This is a genomic window from Xanthomonas fragariae, assembly GCF_017603965.1.
Lineage (GTDB): Bacteria > Pseudomonadota > Gammaproteobacteria > Xanthomonadales > Xanthomonadaceae > Xanthomonas > Xanthomonas fragariae_A.
This window is the reverse complement of the sequence record NZ_CP071955.1, coordinates 3434617-3454750: the sequence shown is the minus strand read 5'-3', so window position 1 is coordinate 3454750 and position 20134 is coordinate 3434617. Positions and strand designations below refer to the sequence as shown.

The 20134-nt window shown below is 63.0% G+C and carries 20 protein-coding genes, 1 other RNA gene and 3 pseudogenes; 20 read left to right on the top strand and 4 right to left on the bottom strand.

Annotated features, from left to right (window positions below; all coding sequences use genetic code 11):
- Positions 1 to 37: 37 nt before the first annotated feature.
- The 6 genes and pseudogenes from J5I97_RS16455 to gnd form a co-directional block, all read left to right on the top strand.
- Positions 38 to 557, top strand: a pseudogene (locus J5I97_RS16455) (hypothetical protein); the annotation flags it as partial.
- Positions 554 to 1173, top strand: a pseudogene (locus J5I97_RS16450) (DNA methyltransferase); the annotation flags it as partial. The pseudogenes J5I97_RS16455 and J5I97_RS16450, both read left to right, overlap by 4 nt.
- Positions 1174 to 1285: 112 nt before the next feature.
- Positions 1286 to 2071 carry a DUF2242 domain-containing protein gene (locus J5I97_RS16445; protein ID WP_208587665.1) on the top strand — a complete coding sequence of 262 codons (786 nt, stop codon included), beginning with the start codon at positions 1286 to 1288 and terminating at the stop codon, positions 2069 to 2071.
- A gap of 125 nt (positions 2072 to 2196) precedes the next feature.
- On the top strand, positions 2197 to 2577 hold the full coding sequence (locus tag J5I97_RS16440; RefSeq protein WP_208587663.1) for a glycine zipper 2TM domain-containing protein: 381 nt from the start codon (positions 2197 to 2199) through the stop codon (positions 2575 to 2577).
- A gap of 157 nt (positions 2578 to 2734) precedes the next feature.
- Entirely contained in the window at positions 2735 to 4078 is a 1344-nt protein-coding gene (locus J5I97_RS16435) for a hypothetical protein (RefSeq protein WP_208587661.1), read from the top strand.
- A 20-nt stretch (positions 4079 to 4098) separates the two neighbouring features.
- Positions 4099 to 5040, top strand: a complete 942-nt coding sequence (gene gnd / locus J5I97_RS16430) for a phosphogluconate dehydrogenase (NAD(+)-dependent, decarboxylating) (protein ID WP_208587659.1) — start codon at positions 4099 to 4101, stop codon at positions 5038 to 5040.
- 210 nt (positions 5041 to 5250) lie between these two features.
- Here gnd and J5I97_RS16425 read toward each other — a convergent pair whose 3' ends face one another.
- Positions 5251 to 6309, bottom strand: a complete 1059-nt coding sequence (locus J5I97_RS16425) for an oxidoreductase (RefSeq protein WP_208587657.1) — start codon at positions 6307 to 6309, stop codon at positions 5251 to 5253.
- Positions 6310 to 6460: 151 nt separating this feature from the next.
- Here J5I97_RS16425 and J5I97_RS16420 point away from each other — a divergent pair, with 151 nt between their 5' ends.
- Entirely contained in the window at positions 6461 to 6838 is a 378-nt protein-coding gene (locus J5I97_RS16420; protein ID WP_208587655.1) for a BON domain-containing protein, read from the top strand.
- Positions 6839 to 7040: 202 nt separating this feature from the next.
- Here J5I97_RS16420 and J5I97_RS16415 read toward each other — a convergent pair.
- A non-coding RNA gene (locus tag J5I97_RS16415) (sX9 sRNA) lies at positions 7041 to 7116 on the bottom strand.
- 154 nt (positions 7117 to 7270) lie between these two features.
- Here J5I97_RS16415 and J5I97_RS16410 point away from each other — a divergent pair.
- From J5I97_RS16410 to folK, 4 genes are all read left to right on the top strand, one after another.
- Complete coding sequence (locus J5I97_RS16410; protein ID WP_208587653.1) at positions 7271 to 9082, top strand: sensor histidine kinase; 1812 nt, start codon at positions 7271 to 7273, stop codon at positions 9080 to 9082.
- Positions 9079 to 9519, top strand: a complete 441-nt coding sequence (locus J5I97_RS16405) for a response regulator (RefSeq protein ID WP_208587651.1) — start codon at positions 9079 to 9081, stop codon at positions 9517 to 9519. The genes J5I97_RS16410 and J5I97_RS16405 overlap by 4 nt, the downstream gene beginning before the upstream one ends.
- Positions 9520 to 9522: 3 nt before the next feature.
- A complete protein-coding gene (locus J5I97_RS16400; RefSeq protein WP_208587649.1) occupies positions 9523 to 11025 on the top strand; it encodes an ATP-binding response regulator in 1503 nt (500 codons plus the stop codon).
- 91 nt (positions 11026 to 11116) lie between these two features.
- Complete coding sequence (folK, locus tag J5I97_RS16395; protein ID WP_208587647.1) at positions 11117 to 11635, top strand: 2-amino-4-hydroxy-6-hydroxymethyldihydropteridine diphosphokinase; 519 nt, start codon at positions 11117 to 11119, stop codon at positions 11633 to 11635.
- 187 nt (positions 11636 to 11822) lie between these two features.
- On the opposite strand, the gene J5I97_RS16390 is transcribed toward folK, so the two are convergent.
- The gene (locus J5I97_RS16390; RefSeq protein WP_208587646.1) at positions 11823 to 12560 is read right to left on the bottom strand and encodes a pteridine reductase; all 738 of its coding nucleotides are present in this window, start codon (positions 12558 to 12560) and stop codon (positions 11823 to 11825) included.
- On the opposite strand from J5I97_RS16390, the gene J5I97_RS16385 reads away from it, so the two are divergent.
- The 7 genes and pseudogenes from J5I97_RS16385 to J5I97_RS20680 all read left to right on the top strand — a co-directional run bounded on the left by J5I97_RS16385 (position 12559) and on the right by J5I97_RS20680 (position 15795).
- On the top strand, positions 12559 to 13812 hold the full coding sequence (locus J5I97_RS16385) for a class I SAM-dependent methyltransferase (protein WP_208587644.1): 1254 nt from the start codon (positions 12559 to 12561) through the stop codon (positions 13810 to 13812). The two genes, J5I97_RS16390 and J5I97_RS16385, sit on opposite strands and share 2 nt — an antisense overlap.
- Positions 13800 to 14213: a VanZ family protein gene (locus tag J5I97_RS16380; protein WP_208587642.1), complete on the top strand. Its 414-nt coding sequence runs from the start codon at positions 13800 to 13802 to the stop codon at positions 14211 to 14213. Before J5I97_RS16385 ends, J5I97_RS16380 begins: the two co-directional genes overlap by 13 nt.
- A 43-nt stretch (positions 14214 to 14256) precedes the next feature.
- Positions 14257 to 14454: a hypothetical protein gene (locus J5I97_RS16375; RefSeq protein WP_208587640.1), complete on the top strand. Its 198-nt coding sequence runs from the start codon at positions 14257 to 14259 to the stop codon at positions 14452 to 14454.
- 81 nt (positions 14455 to 14535) lie between these two features.
- Positions 14536 to 14754 (top strand): annotated as a pseudogene (locus J5I97_RS20695) (hypothetical protein); the annotation flags it as partial.
- A gap of 107 nt (positions 14755 to 14861) precedes the next feature.
- Positions 14862 to 15080, top strand: a complete 219-nt coding sequence (locus J5I97_RS20690; RefSeq protein WP_430541845.1) for a hypothetical protein — start codon at positions 14862 to 14864, stop codon at positions 15078 to 15080.
- The gene (gene gspN / locus J5I97_RS20685; protein WP_371885883.1) at positions 15077 to 15415 is read left to right on the top strand and encodes a type II secretion system protein N; all 339 of its coding nucleotides are present in this window, start codon (positions 15077 to 15079) and stop codon (positions 15413 to 15415) included. Before J5I97_RS20690 ends, gspN begins: the two co-directional genes overlap by 4 nt.
- Positions 15416 to 15420: 5 nt before the next feature.
- A complete protein-coding gene (locus J5I97_RS20680) occupies positions 15421 to 15795 on the top strand; it encodes a hypothetical protein (RefSeq protein ID WP_371885884.1) in 375 nt (124 codons plus the stop codon).
- Between the two features lie 301 nt (positions 15796 to 16096).
- Here the strand turns inward: J5I97_RS20680 and J5I97_RS16360 are convergent.
- Positions 16097 to 16902, bottom strand: a protein-coding gene (locus J5I97_RS16360) for an IS5 family transposase (RefSeq protein ID WP_208587639.1) whose coding sequence is annotated in 2 segments (ribosomal slippage) — positions 16097 to 16572 and positions 16572 to 16902 — 807 coding nt in all. Because the reading frame shifts where the segments join, the coding sequence is not laid out codon by codon here.
- 306 nt (positions 16903 to 17208) lie between these two features.
- On the opposite strand from J5I97_RS16360, the gene J5I97_RS16355 reads away from it, so the two are divergent.
- Positions 17209 to 19107, top strand: coding sequence for a hypothetical protein (locus J5I97_RS16355; RefSeq protein WP_208587637.1), 1899 nt, complete (start codon positions 17209 to 17211; stop codon positions 19105 to 19107).
- Between the two features lie 9 nt (positions 19108 to 19116).
- Positions 19117 to 20040: a hypothetical protein gene (locus tag J5I97_RS16350; protein ID WP_244241846.1), complete on the top strand. Its 924-nt coding sequence runs from the start codon at positions 19117 to 19119 to the stop codon at positions 20038 to 20040.
- Positions 20041 to 20134 lie beyond the last annotated feature (94 nt).

Genomic DNA, 20134 nt, shown 5'->3' with positions numbered 1-20134 from the left:
TACCCGGCGACGAGGTATTGGTGATGCCCGAGATCCGGATGGGTTGCAGGCATTGCTGCACACCTTGTCGACTACGACTAACGGTCCGCCTGTCGAGCAGCGCGCGCTCTAAAGCAATGGTGCCGGGTTTGCGCGTGTGCAGGGAAGGCAGTTGATCGATTGATCGATGCTTTGGTCGCGTTTGGGTTGTCGTGGATTGAGTTATCGCGCCACTATTCGCTGCAGGACTGCAACGAGGCAATCATGCGGTTTCGTTCGGATGAGCCGATCGCCGATGCCGCGAGGTTCGTATACACCGCACGACGCATTGCAACACGCCTGCCGGTGTGGCTGGTCTGCATGGTGCAATGTGATGGTGTAGGCATGGCCGATGCGGTGGCGCAGTCCATCGATTGGGCGCGCAACTGTGGCGTCACGCAGGTGATCTTTCGCGAGCTGTCGCGCCTGGACGATGCATATCGCAGCAATGGCACCTGGCGCTATATCGAGCAGCACCGCATTGGCGTGTAGAGCTTGCTGGCAGATGCATGCAGCAGCCCTGTTGGTCCAGTCGTTGGATGAGCTCGATCAGCGCGGTTGGTGGACGCCGATCCCGGACGACGACTCGGCCTGGGCACTGCCCGACCACCTGCGCGCGGCCGACCCGTTGAACGGATGCGACTTTAAGTGGGTCAATCAGATGCCTCCATTCGTGCGCCACTTCAGTCTGCCGGGCGAGCAGATGTTCGACCCGTTCTGCGGCTTCGGCAGCGCCTTGCTGGCCGCTGCAGTGGAAAGCCGCAATGCGCATGGCATCGAGTCGATCCCGCGCGTGCATCGTTGGCAGGCACGCGCCTGCAGCGACATGGCTTGGAGGCGCCGGTGGTAGTCGGCAGCTTGCCGACCCCACGCCTGCCGAGACGATCGATCTGGATCTGACCAACGTGCCGTATTTCGGATGTCAGCGGCGTGGGGAGGCAGTGCCCAGGCAGCAGTCGCAGTCACCAATACGCGCTGATCTTTCGGTGGTGCCATGCGCAGGCTGATCTGTTGTTGCAGGCCGTGCAGGCCCAGGGCTTCGCGCTTCGCTTGTGGGGCGAGCCGTGCGACGCATCGGTCGCGCTGGCTCTGGTGCGCGCGCACCACTATCTGCGCGCCGAGGGCATCGGCGCCGATGGAAGCTGCCTGCGGGTGGCCTGCAATTGCCAGCGGATGAACCGCCGTTGCTTCGATCCGGCAACGCGACGCCGCGCGCACATGGGTTGCGGCTATGCTTTGGCCGGTTTTGGATGCCGGAATCTTTCCCATGTCTTGTTCTTCCCTGATCGCGCGCGGTGCGCTGCTCGCCGCGCTGGCAACCTTGGCCGGCTGCGGTGGCAGCAAGGGCGACACGATGCTGATGCGCGAGTCGTTCAATTCCGATGACACCTATTCGCGCAGCGTGGTGGCCAGTTCGCCGCAAGCCTGCGAGGCCGCACGCCGGGTGTTGTTGAGCCAAGGCTATGCGGTAACGCGCGCGGATGCCGCTGCCGTTGAGGGCAGCAAGAACTTTCAGCTCAACGAGGCCGACCAGAGCGAGCAGCTCAATCTGCGCATTTCCTGCGCCACGCAAGATGGCGGCAAGGCGCAGGTGTTCGTCAGTGCGCTGCAGGATCGCTACGCATTGAAGAAGAGCTCGACTTCGGCCAGCGTGGGCGTTGGCGTGCTCGGCTCGTTGTCGTTGCCGGTAGGCAGCACCGGCGATTCGCTGGTGCGCGTGTCCAGTACCACGGTGCAGGACGCGGCCTTCTACAAGCGCTTCTTCGAACGCCTGAATTCGTATCTGCCCAAGGTGACCGAAGCGGCACCCGCTGCGGCGAGTGCGGCGCCTGTGGCTGCGCCGGCTACAAGCACAGCACATCCGGCAGCAAGCGCGCCGGTCGCTGCATCGGCGTCCGCGCCGGCGGCCGCAGCGCCCACCACGCCAGCGTTACCTGTCGCGGGATCGAATGCCGTGGCGCAACCTCCGGTCGCACCGTTGCCGGTCGAAGCGCAGGACCCGCCGCCAGCACCGGTCAACGTGCCCCAGAGCGAGCCCGCCACGCAGCCATGATGGCGGGATTCACGCTCCGCCCCGGAACCTGAATGGCGTGCCGCGCACTTCACGTGTTGTTCTCGATCCAGCGACCAGAGTGCAGCCATGACTCGCCGAGTGGGCGAGAACGACGGAGACGGACGATGAAGATGCGCAATTCCTTGGTGGTGATGTCCCTGGTCGGCCTGATGGCGACAAGCAGCTTTACGCAGGCGCAGAGCCGTTCGCATCAGCAGCGTTATACGGAAGTAGACGAAGGCCGCAAGTTCTCCGACGGCACCCGCGTGCGCTGCAGGAACGTCGAAGTGCAGAAGAATTCGACCGACCCGAATCGCATCGGCGGCACTCTTGCTGGCGCTGCCATCGGCGGTCTGCTCGGCAATCAGGTCGGTGGTGGCAATGGCAAGAAACTTGCGACCGTCGCCGGTGCAGTCGCTGGTGGCGCGGCAGGCCGCACCATTCAGGGCAACCGCCAGCAAGCCAACGGGAATCGTCAGGTCGAGCGCGTCTGCGAACGTCGCTGAGTTCGATGGATTGAATGCGACGAGCCCCGGCCATGCCGGGGCTTTCTACATCTGAGGCTGCAGCAGCCATGCCGCCGATCCACTGCGTACTTCATCGATGAGTTCATTCCGGAGGCACTGTACGTCGCTGTCGGCAACCACTGCATATCGTGCGTGCGTGCCCGTGGGGCGCGCGCGGCCAGGCCGTTTTACCGCGCTGTTGTGCACAGCCGCGTTGTTCGGCGCGCAGGTGTTGCAGGTCGCTGGCGCCGCGCCGAGTGAGGCCGCCAATGCAGCGAGTGCAGACTGCGTAGAAGCATTGCTGCGGCGGCTTGGCTGGAAGATCCACAGCGCAGCCGTCAGCGAACCGGGGATCCAGCGTGGCGAGCCGTGTACGCGTGGCTCGCTTGTGCATGCGCAGGCAGCTGGGGATCTGCAGCTGATACTGCCGGCCAGCTGGGATACGCCACAGCGTGGCGCATCGCTCAAGGCTTTGCTGGACGATTCCGCCACATATTGCGCGTACGCGTTCGAGGTCGGTGCTGCCACGCGGCGTGCGGCGACGCAGTTGCAGAACAACGCGCATTACCGTTTTTCGGCGCTGCAGCTGGGATGGATCGGGTTTGGCTGGCGCGGCGCAGCCGCGCAGGGCTGGAGCAGCGTTCGCAGCTTCGGACGCGGCTATCAACCACACCGCAGCAATGCGCAGGCATTGGATGCGTTCTATCGCGGCCAGGTGCGCTCGGAGTGCGGCGTGGGCCGACAGGTGGCTCAGCTCGCCACGCAGCGCGAGTTATACGGCGATGCCGGATTCGATCAGGTGTTTACGCCCGGCGAGTTGTCGATCGGCACGTTTTTGACCTTGCACGACACCGACAGCATTGTGCTCGGTGCGCATGCCGGCGAATTCTTTGCCGACGGCAAAGCGGTCAAGACCGCGCAGCTGGGGCGGCAGGCATTTGTCGGTGCGCCGGGCTTCATCGCGCATGTGTTCGACAAGTCGTTTCTGGATGACATCCACAATCAGGCGGAAAACTTTGTGGTGGTGGATGTCAGCGATGCGGCAGCACAGGCGCTGGCGCAGCACGGTGGTTTTGCGTATTACGATGCGCTCAACCGTCGGATCTGGGAATTGGCCAAGGATCTGCGCAGGTCAGGCAAGCGCCGCTTCGAGCGCCTGCTCTACGAACGCGATGCGCAGTTGCGCGCCACGCTCGACCCGCAGCACCAAGCACGGCTGCAAGAACTGCAGACGCTGCTGGATGACCCGTTTTACCAAGGTTTTTTGGTGTACGTGCATCCCAAGGGCATCAAGCCGATCGGCTATCACGTTGCGCGCTTGCTCGACCGTAACCCGCGCACGCCGTATGCCATCGACCTAACCTTGCACAATCTGCGCACCACCTTGTACTGGCGATGGATCGATTGGCAGCTGAAGCAGTGCAGCGCCAACACCGCGACGAAACAACCCATCGAGAATTCCGCGACGCCGGCGTACGCCCGGCGTGGCACCCTGCACTGATCAGATCATGAGGAGCGATTATGGAACTGGGTATGGTGGGGTTGGGCCGCATGGGGGCCAATATGGCCGAGCGGTTGGTCAACGGTGGGCATCGCGTGCATGGCTACGATCCAGGTGCGAGCGCGCGCACTGGCGCGCAGGCCAAGGGCATTGTCACCGCTGATGCGCTGGCCTCGCTGGTGTCTGCGCTGCCGAGTCCGCGGGTGGTGTGGCTGATGGTGCCGGCCGGCAAGATCGTTGACGACACCTTGGCGCAACTGCTGCGTTTGTTGGAAGCAGGCGACATCGTCATCGATGGGGGCAATTCGTATTACAAGGATTCGCAACGCCGCGCCACGCTGTTGCAGGCCAGCGGTATCTCCTTCGTCGATTGCGGAACCAGCGGTGGCATCTGGGGCCTGCAGGAAGGCTACAGCTTGATGGTGGGCGGCGACGAGGTGGCGGTGACTACGTTGTATCCGATCCTGGCCACCTTGGCGCCAGCGCCGGATAAGGGCTGGGGTCGGGTTGGCCCGAGCGGTGCCGGCCATTTCACCAAGATGGTCCACAACGGTATCGAGTACGGAATGATGCAGGCTTACGCCGAAGGCTTCGCATTGATGCAGCACAAGACCGATTTCGCGCTGGATCTGCACCAGATCGCCGAGATCTGGCGCGATGGCAGCGTGGTGCGCTCCTGGCTGCTGGACCTCACGGCCGATGCGCTTGCGCACAACCCGACCATGGCAGGCATTGCGCCGTTCGTATCCGATTCGGGCGAAGGTCGCTGGACGGTAGCCGAGGCGATCGATTTGGAAGTCCCTGCACCGATCATCACGTTGTCGCTGATGGAACGGCTGCGTTCGCGCGACAAGGATTCGTTCACCGACAAATTGCTGGCTGCAATGCGCAACCAATTCGGTGGGCATGCAGTGATGACCACGACATCGGTACCGCCGGCGATCGGCAGCAAGGACGCGTAAGCGATCCAGCGCGACGGCAGTGCGCGCCTGCTTAGCGGCGCGCACTGTGGTGATGGTGGCATCAAGCGTGGTGAACGCAAGGTCGCCATCGAAATCGACAGTGGCCGTGTGCCGCGTGCAAAAACCGCAGCGCAGGAGCGGCGGCAGTCCTGCATGCAGAGACGATCGCCGGTTACGCGCGCATTGCAGCGCGATGATTATCCCTACGCGCTACGCCTCGGGTGCACCAGCGAGCCACTGCATCTGGCCCGACGCCGCACTGTGCTGCGCCAGCTCCAACAGTTGCATCAGTTGCACCGCGTCTGCGCCACTGACCGGTGCCGCGCTGGTGCCCGCCAATGCATCGCGGAAGGCCGCATAGCAGTGCCGATAGTCGCCCGGCTGGTTGTCGGGTTGGTGGGCGTGCACGCGACCTTCATCGTCTACGCGGGTCAGCGTGCCCGGCAACGGGTCGACACCCCAGCCTACCGTGCCTGGGCGACGTCCGGCGCGCAGTTGATCTTCCTGGGTGTCCAGCCCGTGCTTGAGATAGCTGCCGCGTGTGCCGTGCACGGCAAAGCGCAGACTGCTATCGGCGACCAGCGACCCGGCATGCAGGATCACGCGCAGCCGCGGATAGTGCAGGGTGACGTGGAAATAATCGTCGCTGCGTGCCTGGCTGCGCTGACGCTGCAAATCTGCGCCGATCGCCTGCGGCGCGCCGAATAATTGCAGTGCCTGATCGAGCAGGTGCGGACCCAGGTCGTACCAGAGCCCGGCGCCGGGGAGATCGCTCTCGCGCCAGCGATCGCGCACTTGCGGGCGATACCGGTCGAAGTGCGAATGGAATTCCACCACCTCGCCTAATTGGCCTTCGTCGATCAAGCGGCGTACGGTGAGAAAATCCGCGTCCCAGCGGCGGTTCTGGAACACGCTGATAATGCGCCCGGCGGCCTCGGCTGCATCCACCATCGCGCGTGCCTGTGCGGCATCCAATGCGAAGGGTTTATCCACCAACACATGCTTGCCGGCAGCCAGCGCCCGCAGTGCCAACGATGCGTGGGTCTGGTTGGGCGTGGCGAGTACCACCGCATCGATCGCGGCATCTGCCAATGCGCTGTCGAAATCGGCAAGCACAGTCACATCGGGGAAGTCGGCCTGCGCCTGTTGTAGCTTGGACGACACCACGCAGTGCAACTGCAAACCAGCGGTGCTCGCGATCAGCGGTGCATGGAAGGTGCGCCCGACATAGCCATAGCCGACGACGGCCAGATTAAACGGTTTAGGCATCGAAAGCGGGTCATCGCAATGACGGAGGAAGCGTGCATGGTATTGCATCCACCTGTTTGCGCAGGGTTCACAATTTCTGAATGCAACGGTCACGTCTGCTCGACGAGCGCCACCGCAAACTTCATCCACATTCAGCAGGAGGTACTTATCGATGAAAAACGTGACGCATGCACGTAAGTTGCTGTCTCTGTCTCTGTCTCTGGCGCTCGGTTTGACGCTGGGCGCGTCGCAAGCATTCGCCGTGCCGCAGGAAAACAGTGCTCACAAAGATCACGCTGCCAGCATCAACAAGTCCAAGAAGCCTGTTACCGACACTTGGATCACCACCAAAGTCAAGGCTGATCTGCTGGCCACCGACAACGTGTCGGGTACCGACGTGAAGGTCGAAACCAAGAATGGCATCGTGACGCTGACCGGTGCGGTTGCTACCCAGGCCGAGCACGACAAGGCCGTGGCTGTGGCCAAGGGCATCGAAGGCGTCAAGAGCGTCAAGTCGATTGGCTTGAAGGTCAACCCTGCGAAGGAGTAAGCGCAGCCGCTGCGAATGCCGGGCCCGCCGAGGCGAGGCGGCGGGCGCGACCACCAAGGCGCACTCTACGGAGTGCGCTTTTTTCTTTCTGGAGAACCAGCGCAATACGCCGATAGCGGGCGGCGTGCGCTCGCCGCTTTCATGGTGACTGCACTGATAATATTCCTATTCAACTAGGTCACGGGGGTGTCGTGATTAAAGCGGCTAACAAAACGTAGCGAGCAGTCGTCGGGTGGGTGCTCACGGCGCGGAGGAACTGGAGTGTACGCGTGGTACATGCCGATTCCGAGCACCGGCCGCGCCCGCCTGGCGGTGAGCGCAGTCGTTTTGTTAGCCGCTCTTAGTCTGAATCATTAATCTAGACATGGGCCTGATCGGAGATAATGCCGGCTTGTCCCTGGGACCTCGCAGCGAGCGGATACAGGCCTGGCAATGCAAACGACGGTCCAAGCAGACAAGTGGGATCGCTGGCGCCTGCCTTTATTGGCGGTTGCCGTGTTCCTGATTGTGGTAGTGCCCTCGTTGCTGCTGCAGCAGATGGCGCGCAACGCCAATCAGGCTGCGGTGTGGGTGTCGCATACCCAGGAGGTGCAGGAAACCGCGCAGCGCCTGGAAGCGGCAATACGCGATACCGAATCGGCCGCGCTGATGCGCTCGCACGGGGTGGAGCGCCCGGCGCTGCTGGAACGCATGCGACGCGGGCGAGGCGAGTCGCTGGCCGCGGTGCAGCGATTGATCGAACTGACCAAGGACAACCCTGCCCAGCAAGTGCGCATGGGGCGTATCCAGAGCACCGTCGAACGTCGTCTGTTGCTGGCCGATCGCATCGCCGTGACCACGGCGCCGGAACAGATTCGCGCGCTGATCAACGACATGACCTTGAACAACCCGATCCGTTTGTTGATCGATGAGTTGAAGGGGGCTGAAAGTCACTTGCTGGATCTGCGCAATGCGCGCGTAGAAACAGATCGCATGCATTACGAGGTGCTGAGCTGGGCGACGCTGGCGGTGCAGTTGCTGTTGCTGGGCACTGTGGTCTGGTTGCTGCAGCGGCAGATCCGTCGCCGGATGGTGGCCGAACATGAATATCTGCGTGCCAATGGGCGCGCCAGCTCGGTGCTGCAGAGCGTGCGCGAGCCTATCGTGTTGCTCAATGCCGCTCAGCGCATCGTGCTGCACAACCCTGCGTTCGCCGAACTGTATGGTCTGGAAGAGCGCGGCAATGAATTGATGGCGCTTGAGGATGTGGGCGAGGGCGTGTGGCGCGACCCGCAGATCCATCAGCGGCTGGTCGATGTGTTGTTGCGCGACCGTGAGCTATGGGATTACGAACACGAGCAGCGCAGCGCCGATGGCGCGCTGCGCACCATGTTGATCAACGCGCGGCGCATGCCGTTGCCCGATACCAGCGACGAGGACGTGGTGTTGATGACGGTGAGCGACATCAGCCTGCAGAAGGCTTCCCAGCTGCGCATACAGGAGCTCAACCGGCAGATGGAGGGCAAGATGGAGCAGGTGTCTGAGGTCAACCGCGAGCTGGAAGCCTTCAGCTATTCGGTCTCGCACGATCTGCGCGCACCGCTGCGCCATGTGGCCGGATTCTCCGACAAGTTGGCGCGCCATCTGGGCGATGCGGCCGACGAGAAATCGCGCCATTACATGGAAGTGATCAGCAGCTCGGCGCGGCGCATGGCGTCGCTGATCGACGACTTGCTGGTGTATTCGCGCTTAGGGCGCAGTGCGCTGCGCCTGCAGGCGGTGGACATGCAATCGTTGGTCGCCGAAACGCGCGCGATTTTGGATGCCAACGTGCAGAGCGAAAACACCGGTCACCGCGTGGACTGGCGTATCGCGTCGCTGCCGGTGTTGGTTGCCGACGAAAACATGATGCGCCAGTTGTGGATGAATCTTCTCGGCAATGCAGTCAAATACAGCGCCAAGCGTGAGGTGGCCAGAATCGAAGTCGGCTACGCGCCGATGCCCGACGGCGGCCATCAATTCAGCGTGCGCGACAATGGCACCGGCTTCGATATGGAATACAGCTCGAAATTGTTCGGCGTGTTCCAACGTTTGCACAAGGCCAGCGAATACTCTGGCACCGGTATCGGGCTGGCCAGCGTGCGGCGCGTGCTGACACGTCACGGTGGCCGGGTCTGGGCCGAAAGCGTCGTCGACGAAGGTGCGACATTTTATTTCGTGCTTCCCCCTGCGCTTGAAGCGCCCAACCAAGAGTTCAGTGTATGACCGCCATCCGTACCATCCTTCTGGCAGAAGACAGCCCGGCCGATGCGGAAATGGCCGTCGATGCCTTGCGCGAAGCTCGCCTGGCCAATCCCATCGTGCATGTCGAAGACGGCGTGGAAACCATGGACTATCTGCTGCGCCGTGGCATGTTCGCCGACCGCGAGGAAGGTCTGCCGGCGGTGTTGCTGCTGGACATCAAGATGCCGCGCCTGGATGGGTTGGAAGTGCTCAAGCAGGTGCGTAGCGATGAGACGCTCAAGCGCTTGCCGGTGGTGATCCTGTCGTCCTCGCGCGAAGAGAGCGACATGGCCCGCAGCTGGGACCTGGGCGTGAATGCCTACGTGGTCAAGCCGGTGGATGTCGATCAGTTCTTCAATGCCGTCAAGACGCTTGGCACGTTCTGGGCGGTCATCAATCAGGCACCGGAGCTGGACTGAGCCATGTCGCACGAGGGGGGCAAACCGGAGCAGCTGAAGATCCTCCTGGTGGAAGATTCACCGGAAGACGCCGAGCTGTTATCCGATCAGTTGCTCGATGCCGGCATCGATGCGGCATTCGAGCGTGTGGACAGCGAGCCGTCGCTGCGCAGCGCGCTGGATGCGTTTCAGCCGGACATCGTGCTGTCGGATCTGAGCATGCCAGGGTTTTCCGGCCATCAGGCGCTGCGTGTGGTGCGTCAGAACGGCGCCACGCCCTTCATCTTCGTCTCGGGCACCATGGGTGAGGAGACCGCGGTCAAGGCGCTGCAGGACGGCGCCAACGACTACATCATCAAGCACAACCCGACGCGGCTGCCGAGCGCGGTGAGTCGCGCGATTCGCGAAGCGCGTGCCGACCTGGAACGTCAGCGCGTTGAGAGCGAGCTGATGCGCGCACAGCGGCTGGAAAGCCTGGCGATGCTGGCGGCCGGTTTGAGTCATGACTTGCGCAACATCCTGCAGCCATTGTTGATCGTGCCCGACCTGCTGGTCGGGCGCACCGACGACCCGCAACTGCGTCAGCTCGCCAACGTGGTGGCCGAGTGCGGCCGGCGCGGGCATGAGATGGCCGAGTCGATGCTGTCGTTCGTGCGCGGTTCCAACAAGCCGCGCGAGCAGGTGTCGATCGCGAATTTGTTCCAGGCGGTGCAGATGCTGCTCAAGAGCAGCCTGCCCTACGGCGTGCGCTTGCAGGTGGACACGATCGCCTCGGATCTGACCATCGAGGCCAATTACACCGAACTGCAGCAGTGCCTGCTCAACCTGGGCTTGAATGCGATCCAGGCGATGCCGGGCGGCGGCACCTTGATCCTGTCGGCCGATCGCCACGACGGTACGCGCGTGCGCATGAGCGTGGCCGACACCGGCGTGGGCATGAGCGATGACACGCGCGCGCGTCTGTTCAGCCCCTTCTTCACCACCAAAGCCGACGGCACCGGCCTGGGGTTGATCTCGTGCAAGCGCATCGTGGAAAGTTACGGCGGCAGCATTGCGGTCGATAGCCGCCTGGGCGAGGGCACGCGCTTCGACGTGATCGTGCCGATGCATGCGACGTCGGTTGCGGTTGCCGAGACCGAACTGCCGCTTGCCCTGGGCCATGGGCAGCGCATTCTGCTGGTGGATGGCGAAGCCACGCGCTTGTCGCTGCTGGGCAATGCGCTATCGAGCCAGGGCTATAAGCCGCAGCTGGCCAGCGACGGCGCCGCGGCGCTGCATCTGGTGCAGCAGCACGCCATGCCGCATCTGGTGATCATCGACAGCGACATCATCCTGTTATCGGCGGTCAGCGTGCTGTTGAGCATGCAGGAACTGGGCTATCAGGGCCCGGCGATCGTGCTGGAAGATGTCGGCGCACCGCTGCAACGTGTGCACTTTCCGCCGGATATCCCGGTGCATGTGCTGCGCAAACCGCTGGAAATGTGCCGCGTGTTCCGCGCGGTCTCGCACGCGCTCGAAGTGGCCTGAGATAGGGTTTGGCGCGCTGCCGCCGTGCATGTTCGAGTGCCGCACGATTGCAACAGTTGACGCTGACGCCGGCCGCATGCGCGAATAACGCATGACTACCGTGCTTCTCAGCCTTGGCAGCAACGTCCGGCCGACCCACTACCTGCGTTCGGCCGTCGCTGCCTTGCGCGCGCGCTTCGGCCCGCTTGACGTCTCCCCTGCGTATTGCATGCCGGCGGTGGGATTCGACGGGCCGGACTTCGTCAATAACGCGGTGAAGCTCGACACCGATCTGGATCTGCACGCGCTCGATCATTGGTTACATGCACTGGAAGATGCGCATGGGCGCGATCGCAGCGGCCCGCGTTTCAGCGACCGCACCCTGGATGTGGATGTGGTGTTCTTCGGCGATTGCATCATCGAAGGACCTGGGTATCTGCGCATACCGCGGCCCGAGCTCAAGCACGCCTTCGTGCTGAAGCCGCTGGCCGATATCGCGCCGGATTTTATCGATCCGCTGAGCGGCCAGACACTTGCCGCGTTGTGGCAGGCGCATCCGCAGTATGGCGGCGCGTTTATGGCGGTGGAGTTGGACACGGCTCGTACAGCGGCGGATGGCGCAATAGCGTAGTTCCGAAATTCGCCCGGTTCCGCAGTGCGCCCAACGCGTGGCTGACATAGCGCGAGCAGTCGCCCGGTGCTTGCTGGCGCGCGCTCAGCACCGCAGCGGGCGAGTGTGTCATGGTCGAGCCGCAGCCGCCCACGAACAGCGCCGGCCACGTCCGCCAGACGCTGAGCGCAGTCCGTCTGACAGCCGCTTAACTGAGCTGGCGCCCGCCATCCACGTGCAAGGTATGGCCGGTGACGAAGCTGGCCTCGTCCAACAACCAACGCACTGCCTCGGCGATCTCTTCGGGCGTGCCGATGCGTGCCAGTGGCGTGCGTGCGAGCAGCGCCTGCCTGGCATCGGACGGCTTGCCTTCTTCCGGCCACAGGATCGCGCCAGGCGCTACTGCGTTGACGCGCACGTTCGGTGCCAGCTCCAGCGCGAGCGAGCGGGTCAGCATTTCCAGCGCGCTCTTGGATGCACCGTACAGTGGGTGATTGCGCATCGGTTGCTGCGCATGCAGGTCGGTGAGGTTGACGATGGCGCCGCGCTGCTGGCGCAGCTGCGCGGCGGCGGCCTGGGCGATGAAGAACGGAGCGCGCGCGTTGACCGCGAACAGCTCGTCCCACTGTGCCGGGGTGGCCTCGCCCAGTGCGGTGGGATAGAACGCCGAAGCATTGTTGACCACGCCATCCAGGCGACCGAATGCAGCGATGCAGTCGGCAACCAGTTGTGCGGGCGCATGCGTCAGGCGCAAATCGACGTGGAAGGCCTGCGCGCTACCTGCGCGTTGCATGCAAAGCTCGGTGACGCGTGCGCCCAGTGCGTCGCCGGAGCTGTGCGCATGCAAGGCGACGCGATAGCCGGCTGCGTGCAGCGTGGTGGCGATCTGCGCGCCGATGCGGCGGCCTGCACCGGTGATCAACACCACCTTGGACCTGTCTGTCATGGCGTACTCGCTCGGCGTTGTAAAGGGCTCGGCTATCCTGTGCATTGTCCCCGCAACCGGTGCCTGCATGCACGCCGACCTTCCCATTCCCGATCCGGCCGCCCTGGCGCACAGCGATCGGCTGGCCGCGCATCTGCGCGCTGAAATTCAGGCCGCTGGCGGTGCGATTGCGTTTTCGCGTTTCATGGAGCTGGCGCTGTATGCGCCGGGCCTGGGCTATTACAGCGCCGGTTCCAGCAAGTTCGGCGAAGCCGGTGACTTCGTTACGTCACCGGAGCTTGGGCCGTTGTTCGCAGCGACCGTCTCCGGTGCGTTGGCACCGGTGTTGCAGCAACTTGGCCCGGGCGCACGCATGCTCGAAGTCGGCGGCGGCAGCGGCGCATTTGCCGAAGTGACACTGAAGCGCTTGCTTGAACTGGATGCGCTGCCCGAGCGTTACGCGATCCTGGAGCCCAGCGCCGATTTGCGCGAACGTCAGCGCGAGCGCCTGGGGCGCAGCTTGATCCCACCGGTATTGGATCTGGTGGAGTGGCTGGATGGCCCGTTCCCGGATGATTGGGATGGTGTGTTGTTCGCCAACGAAGTCGTCGATGCGCTACCCACGCCGCGCTTCGCACTGCGCGACGGTGAGGTGTATGAGGAAACCGTGGTGCTGGATGCGCAGCAGCGATTTGCGCGCGGCGAGCAGCCTGCCGATGCATTGCTCAGCGCAGCGGTGCGTCATCTGGAGCGCTATCTGGAGCAGCCGTTCGCCGATGGCTACCGTTCCGAGTTGCTGCCGCAGCTGCCGTACTGGATCCAGGCAGTCGCTGGCGGTCTGAAGCGCGGTGCGATGTTGTTCATCGATTACGGTTACCCGCGCGGCGAGTTCTATCGTGCGCAGCGCCAGGACGGCACCTTGCGTGCGTTCTATCGCCATCGCATGCACGAGGATCTGTATCGTTGGCCCGGCTTGCAGGATCTGACCGCTTCGGTGGATTTCACCGCATTGGCCGAGGCCGGCACCGGTGCAGGTTTCGGGTTGGCCGGTTACTGCACGCAGGCGAGCTTCCTGCTGGGCAATGGATTGGATGCGTTGTTGGCGCAGGCCGAGACGCGCACCGACGAAGTGGGGCGCATTCGCCTGCGCGAACAGACCAAGCGGCTGACCTTGCCCAGCGAAATGGGCGAGCGATTCCAGGCGATGGGCTTCTCGCGCGATGTCGATTTCTCGCCTGCCTTCCTAGCCGGCGACCTCACGTGGCGTCTGTGAGGTCGGTGCTGCGGCCGTTTTATCGGCCGCGGTTGTGGGTGGGCTTGTGGATCGCCGCGATTGTGGCGCTGATTGCAGTGTGCATGGGTCCACCGCCGGAATTTCCGGAACTGCCATCCAACAGCGACAAGGCAGAACACTTCCTCAGCTTCGCGTTGCTGTGTTGGGGGGCGGTGCAGTTGTTCGCCACGCGCCGCGCGCTGCTGTTTGCGGCGCTCGGCTTGGTGTTGTTGGGCGTCAGCATTGAAATTGCGCAGGGTGCGCTGACCACCAATCGCACTGCCGACCCTGACGATGCGCTCGCCGATACCCTGGGCATCCTGGCCGGGTTGTGCCTGGTGTGGACCCCGTTGCGGTTAGTGATGTTGCGGCTGGATCAGCGCTGGTTTGGTCGACGCTGATTGCTTTGGGCCGGCGCGTGCTGTGGCGTCGGGTGGCACGCCAATGGAGTCCCGACGACTGCGTACCACCCTGGTGTTGCCGCTGGCCGATGCAGCAGGCGAGGCCACCGCCGTGCGCGTGGATGCGCAAGGACGTGTGTTGGCGCAGGGCACAGGCAGCGCGCTGCATGAACCCTCCGCGTGCAGTGTGTTGGTGGTACCGGGCATGGATGTGCATCAGCGCTGGATGAGCTTGCCGTGACGCAGCAGTGCGCAATCGATGGCAGGCAGCTGGCCGAGCATCTGGCTGCCGATGCACAGGCAGTGCATGTGGTGATTGCCGATGCCGATAGTGCCTAGCCGGTTGGCAGCTGCGGCAGGGCACAAGTCAAACGTAGGACGATGGAGTGCGTACCCGGTTGGAATTGGAGCCGCCGCGATGAGCAACCTGCAGCAGCGCATGCATGCCTGGTGGCAGACGCGCGCACCGCGCGAGCGGATCATGCTGAAGGCCATGCTGGCCGCGGTGGCTGCTGTCGTCGCCTGGTACGCAGTGGTGGTGCCTTCGCGGCATTGGCGCAGCAGCGCACAGGCACGCGACGACATTGCCGCAGAAACATTGCTGGATGCGCGCGCCGTGCAGTGGCAGCGGTTGCGCTTGCAGCCATCATGCAGCGTGCACGCGAGGCCGGCATCGCCATCACCAATCAAGGCCGTGGTCCCACCGGTGGGCTTGAACTGCAACTCGATGCAGTCGCCAGCGTCACCTTGTTCGCCTGGTTCGAGCAATTGCGTCAGCGCTACGATCTGGCACCGAGCGGCCTCAACATTACCCGTCACGACGGCCAATTGCAGCTGCGCTGTGCATTCGCAGGTGTCGCACCGTGAGGGCACTGCGCTGGCTATTGCCCGCAGCGGTGCTGTGTGCGATCGGCGTGATCGCCACGCTGCCACTGCGCCTGGTGTTACCTGCCGACACGCTTGCGTTCTCTGCGCTTGAAGTACAGGGCTCGATCTGGAACGGCACCCTGCGTGGGGTGACCTGGAACACGATGGAGGTGGACGATGTCGGCGTGCGCTTGCGTTTCTGGCCGCTGTTGCGTGAAGAACGGCAGGTGCAGCTGACCTCGGCCACCGCACAGTTGGTGGCACTGCAGGGCGCACGCCACGGCGTGGAGCAGGCCAACGGTCGGCTGCTGCTGCGCAAAAACCTGGCGGAGTGACGTTGGTGGATCTGTCGATCCACCTGCGCGATGTGCGTGCGATTTTCGACACTACGCGCTGCGTGCATGTCGGCGGCGAGGTGGCAGTGCAGGTGTTGCCTAACCAGGGCGGCGAAGCGGCAGGGCTGCTGCCACTACGGTTGCGTGGCCACCCGCAATGCGCCGACCACGCACTGGTGCTGGCGCTCACGCCCGACGGCGGCATGCCCGAAGGCGTGCAACTCAGCGCTGAGCTACGCCTGCAGCGCGATGGCCACTGGCAGTGGCGCACCCAGGTGGAACCGGGCAACGACACGGCCTTGCAGCTCGGCCTGCAACTGCTCGGCTTCACCCGGATGCCAGAACGCTGGCTGGTGCGAGTCGATCAGTGCCGATTGTAGCCCTCGCAGTTGGCAAGAGGGTCGGCAGGGATTCGTGTAAAAAACAGCCAAAAATGACCTAAGTCACCGCTGCATAAGAACAATTTTGGGTCATCTCAGAAAACGGAAAATAAAGCACGTTAAGCCGGTTGCAGAGGTCGCAGCGGTCTGAACTTGCCCGCGCCGGCCTTGGCGCTGCTGCGCCACAGGTAATCAGTCGTCCCTGAAAAATCCCCTTCAAGCGCCAAGTGCCGTCGGTGACAGCGGCACGGCGCTAAAGCCAACGACCGGCGACTTATCCACGATGAAACGCTAAGAGCGGCTAACAAAACCCAGGAAGAAGCCGTAAGCAGATGATGGAGCATGCAAGCGAGAGCAACGCCAAGTGGAGATCGATGCGGCGTTCAAAGCGGATGCGCAGTTTGCCCAGGCCTGCGAACCAGGCATGCGTGCGCTCGACGACCCAGCGATGACGGCCCAACCGGTCGTTGCGCTCGATTCCCTTGCGTGCGATCCGCGCAATGATGCCGCGCTGCTTGAGGAAGGCGCGACAGCGGTCGATGTCGTAAGCCTTGTCGGCGTGCAATTTGTCTGGCCAACGTCGCGGGCGCCCTGGTTTGCCACCAATTGGCGGCAAGGCGTCGATCAACTCCTCGAACACGACCGAGTCGTGCCGATTGGCGCCGGTGACGCACACTGCCAAGGGCACGCCGTTGCGGTCCACGATCAGATGCCGTTTGCTGCCGAGTTTGCCGCGATCGGTCGGGTTTGGCCCGGTGTAGGCGCCCCCCGGGGGGAGGCCACACTGGCGGCGTCCAGACTGGCTCGGCTCAGATCCAGCCTCTGGGCGCGACGCAGCTCGGTCAGCAACACCTGGTGCAGACGATGCCAAACACCGGCGGCCTGCCAATCACGCAACCGGCGCCAGCAGGTCATGCCGCTGCCATAGCCCAGTTCCACAGGCAGGTCATCCCATGGCATGCCCGTGCGCAAGACATAGACGATGCCGTTGAGAGCTTGCTGATCACTGATACGCGGCCGTCCACCTTTAGGCGAACGCTTCACTTGGGGAATCAGCGGCTCGATGCGCTTCCACAGCGCAATGGGGCTCTCTTTGCGACGTGTCATGCCAGCAATTTTGCCGCCAACGAAACAATAGTCAAAGGGTTTTGTTAGCCGCTCTAAGTCCTGCCTTGAGATGGGCAGGCGCGCCTTTTATGGCTCGCCTGCACTGGTGGCGCCTTCCGCCGTGCTGGGGGCGAAGTGGGTGCAGGCCATCGTCCCCAGTCCGAGACACCAGCAATTCGCTCCACCTCACTGCCGCCGGGTCGGTTTCTGATGACTGCATAGGAATATCCCTGCCGTAGGAAAGTAGGACCAGAGTCGATCTTTGGCTAGACTCCTAGTCACGCGAAGGGCGACAGGGAGCACCGAATGGCCACTGGCAGAGCCGACAGCAACGATGTTGCCGCGTTGCTGTATGCCACCGACGAGCATGGGCGGGTCGATCCGCTTGCTTATGAGTCCCAACGCCTGATCCTGCGCAATCAGACTCTCGGTGGCATCGACGCCGAACGGCTGGTTGAGGATATGGTGACCTCTCCCGCCTTCAAAGACCGCGATGGCAAGCCTCAGTTCAAGCCGCTAATCGACGCCGTCTGCGCCCGCCTCTCAGAGCACGAAAAGGATCGCTTTGACGACGCGCTGGACACAGCCCACATCACCGATAGCCGCATTGAGCGCCTCGGGGAGCAAGCGGTCGAGTTCACGCAAAAAGCAACGGGCTGGGTCGATAAGCAGATCAGTGATGGGCTTGCTACAGCGCAGCGGCGAATGCAGGAAGTCTCAGCCGATGTCGATCGGAGCTCCCTTGAGCGAGCTGCCGCAGGCTCAGCAGGCCATGTAGTCGGCTCCACGCAATTCCACTATGGCATGTCCAAGGGTGCCGCAACGCACGCGATCAATACGCTGGGCGAATTCGTCGATCTCGGCAAAGCCGCACACCGATTCGCCACCGACGAGAACTACCGCGACCTGCTGATCGGTACGGCAAAGATGTACGCCGCCGAGGTCGCGGAGGACCCGAGTAAACCACTCACCGACGCGCAGAAATGGGCGCGCAAAGAACTCACCGAGTGGGAAACCGGCTTTAACAAAGCCCGTGCCGAAGGTAAGGAAGCCGAGTATCTGGGCGGCAATGCCGGCGCTGTCGGTATCGAGGTCGCGGCCACGTTGGTGCCGGTGGCCAAGCTGGGCAAGTTTGGCAAGGTCGCCAAAGCGTTAGACGAACTCACGCCAGATAACGCCCACATCGTCGCCGAGCATCTGGACGATGTCGGCCGCGCCATGTCCAAGGGTGGCAACGTCGCCGAACATGGCGCGCAGGCGCTACGCGGCAGTATGGGCGTGGCCCGCGACGAGGGCCAGTTGCTGCGTTTGGTCGAAGCCGGCCGTGCGACTGGCAACCTTGACGCGATGCTCAAGGTTGGCGGCTTTACGCCGAAGGAATTGGGCCAACTCGTCAAGATGGACAAGACCATCTTCGACGGCAAGACCTCCTTCGACGATGCACTCAACGCTACCCTGAAAGGTATCGACCCCAAGGCGTTGGGGCGCCGCGAACTGGGCGACATCGGCGAAGCAGTCATGACCCGCGATCTGGTCGAAGCCGGGTACACGGACATCGTGGCCATCAAGAACAAGTCCGGCCACGGCATTGATCTGGTTGGGCGCAATCCGGCCGGAGAGTTGGAGTTCTACGAGGTCAAGACTTCGGCGCGGGGCTTGGCGCGGAACCAGTACGGCAATCCTGGGCAATTCGTCACTGAGCGACTCCGCCGAGCCATTTCGGAGCAAGGTCACTGGGCGGAGAAGAATGTGCCTGAAGGTTTGGCGCAGGTTGCCAAAGCCTTAAGCAAGGAGGTAGAGCAGCAAGGCGGTGAAATCAATGCCAAGTGGGTTCGCCTCAATCTGAGTCAAGAGCCGGGGTCGCCCAAACTCCATGTCGATAAGCACATCGAAGCGTGGCAAGCCCCGTCTCGGGGTCTGTCTCCTCGTTCTCGCGGGGCGATGCTGGATGAGGATCAGCCAGCTTCTCAAACACCCAAGGGCCCGTTCAACGACCCGTACCTGGACCGTGCCTACGCGGCGGCGCTGGCAGGCGACAGCAAGGCGCTGGATCGCATCGCCCTCGAATTTACTCAATCCCCAGAAGGACAGAAGATGGTGCAGCAAGGCAATGAACTGTACGCGCAGCAGCAATTGCAAGAGCAGCAGCAGTTGCAAGAACAAATGCAGGCGCAGGTCCGCCAAGGCCCTGTACTGACCCGCTGAGATGTGCGCATGAATGTATCGACCTCCCACCCATCGCTGAAAAAAGTCTTCAAGGAAAGTTTGAGCTGGTGGGATCGCCTTGTCCTGAAGGGTGACCGGCTCGACAGAGAGGTGGCAAAGCTACGCGAGTATCTGACCCGGCCCGGCCCGCTGACTCGCGCATCCATTGGTGCCTGTCATGACCTCGGCCAGACCTACGGTACTCGCGCCTGCATTGCTTTCGGCATTACGGCTAATACCGCCTTCGACGGGCTCGATCTGCGACCCCTGCCCGAGGCGCTGCGTTGGGCGGTCGCATTTCGCTCAATATCATTCCGCTTAGAAGCCGCAGTGCCGGCAAAGAGCGAAACCTGGCTGCCAACCTCCCTATGGTCCAGCATGAAAGCCGCCGGCCCCGCCATGCTGTCGCTGTGGGATGAGGCGCGAAGTTGCGCGCATTGGTTGATCGACGTGGCGCACCGAGACCAAGAAGTTAAAGCGGACGAGTGGCGCAAGGACAGTTGGGGCAAGGGCACCAACGATGCCTTCTTGATCTTCCTGTTCTCCCAGGCGTTCGGCCTTTCGACGCATTACCGGTCCGTCAACCCACTGATTCCCGCATACAAAGAGTTGCTGGACTGCTGGCGCACAAGCGACAAGACCGCTTTTCAGCAAGCCATGCAAGCCGCCGCCGAGTTCCATATCAGCCGCAGCAAGCCCGGTACCGACAAGAACAAGTATGAGTTTGAGAGCGACTTCGACCGCGTGTTCCCAGCCGAACTACTGGCCGTACAGGCCCTGCGCCGCCGTGATGGCCTGCCAGAGTTCGAGACCGGCCACGCGCTGGTCGATACCCCGTGGGCGGTGATCCGCGATTTGCCGGAAGCGGAGCCTCACCCCCTCGCCGTTGCCGTCGAAGCGCGCCTAAGACACGACTACCCACAATTCCGCTAGCACAGGTGCGAGTTACATGTACAACAACGATGACATCGCCGCGCTACGTGCAGCGCTACAAGAATCGATTCAGGCCAATCACCAATCCGCCAAG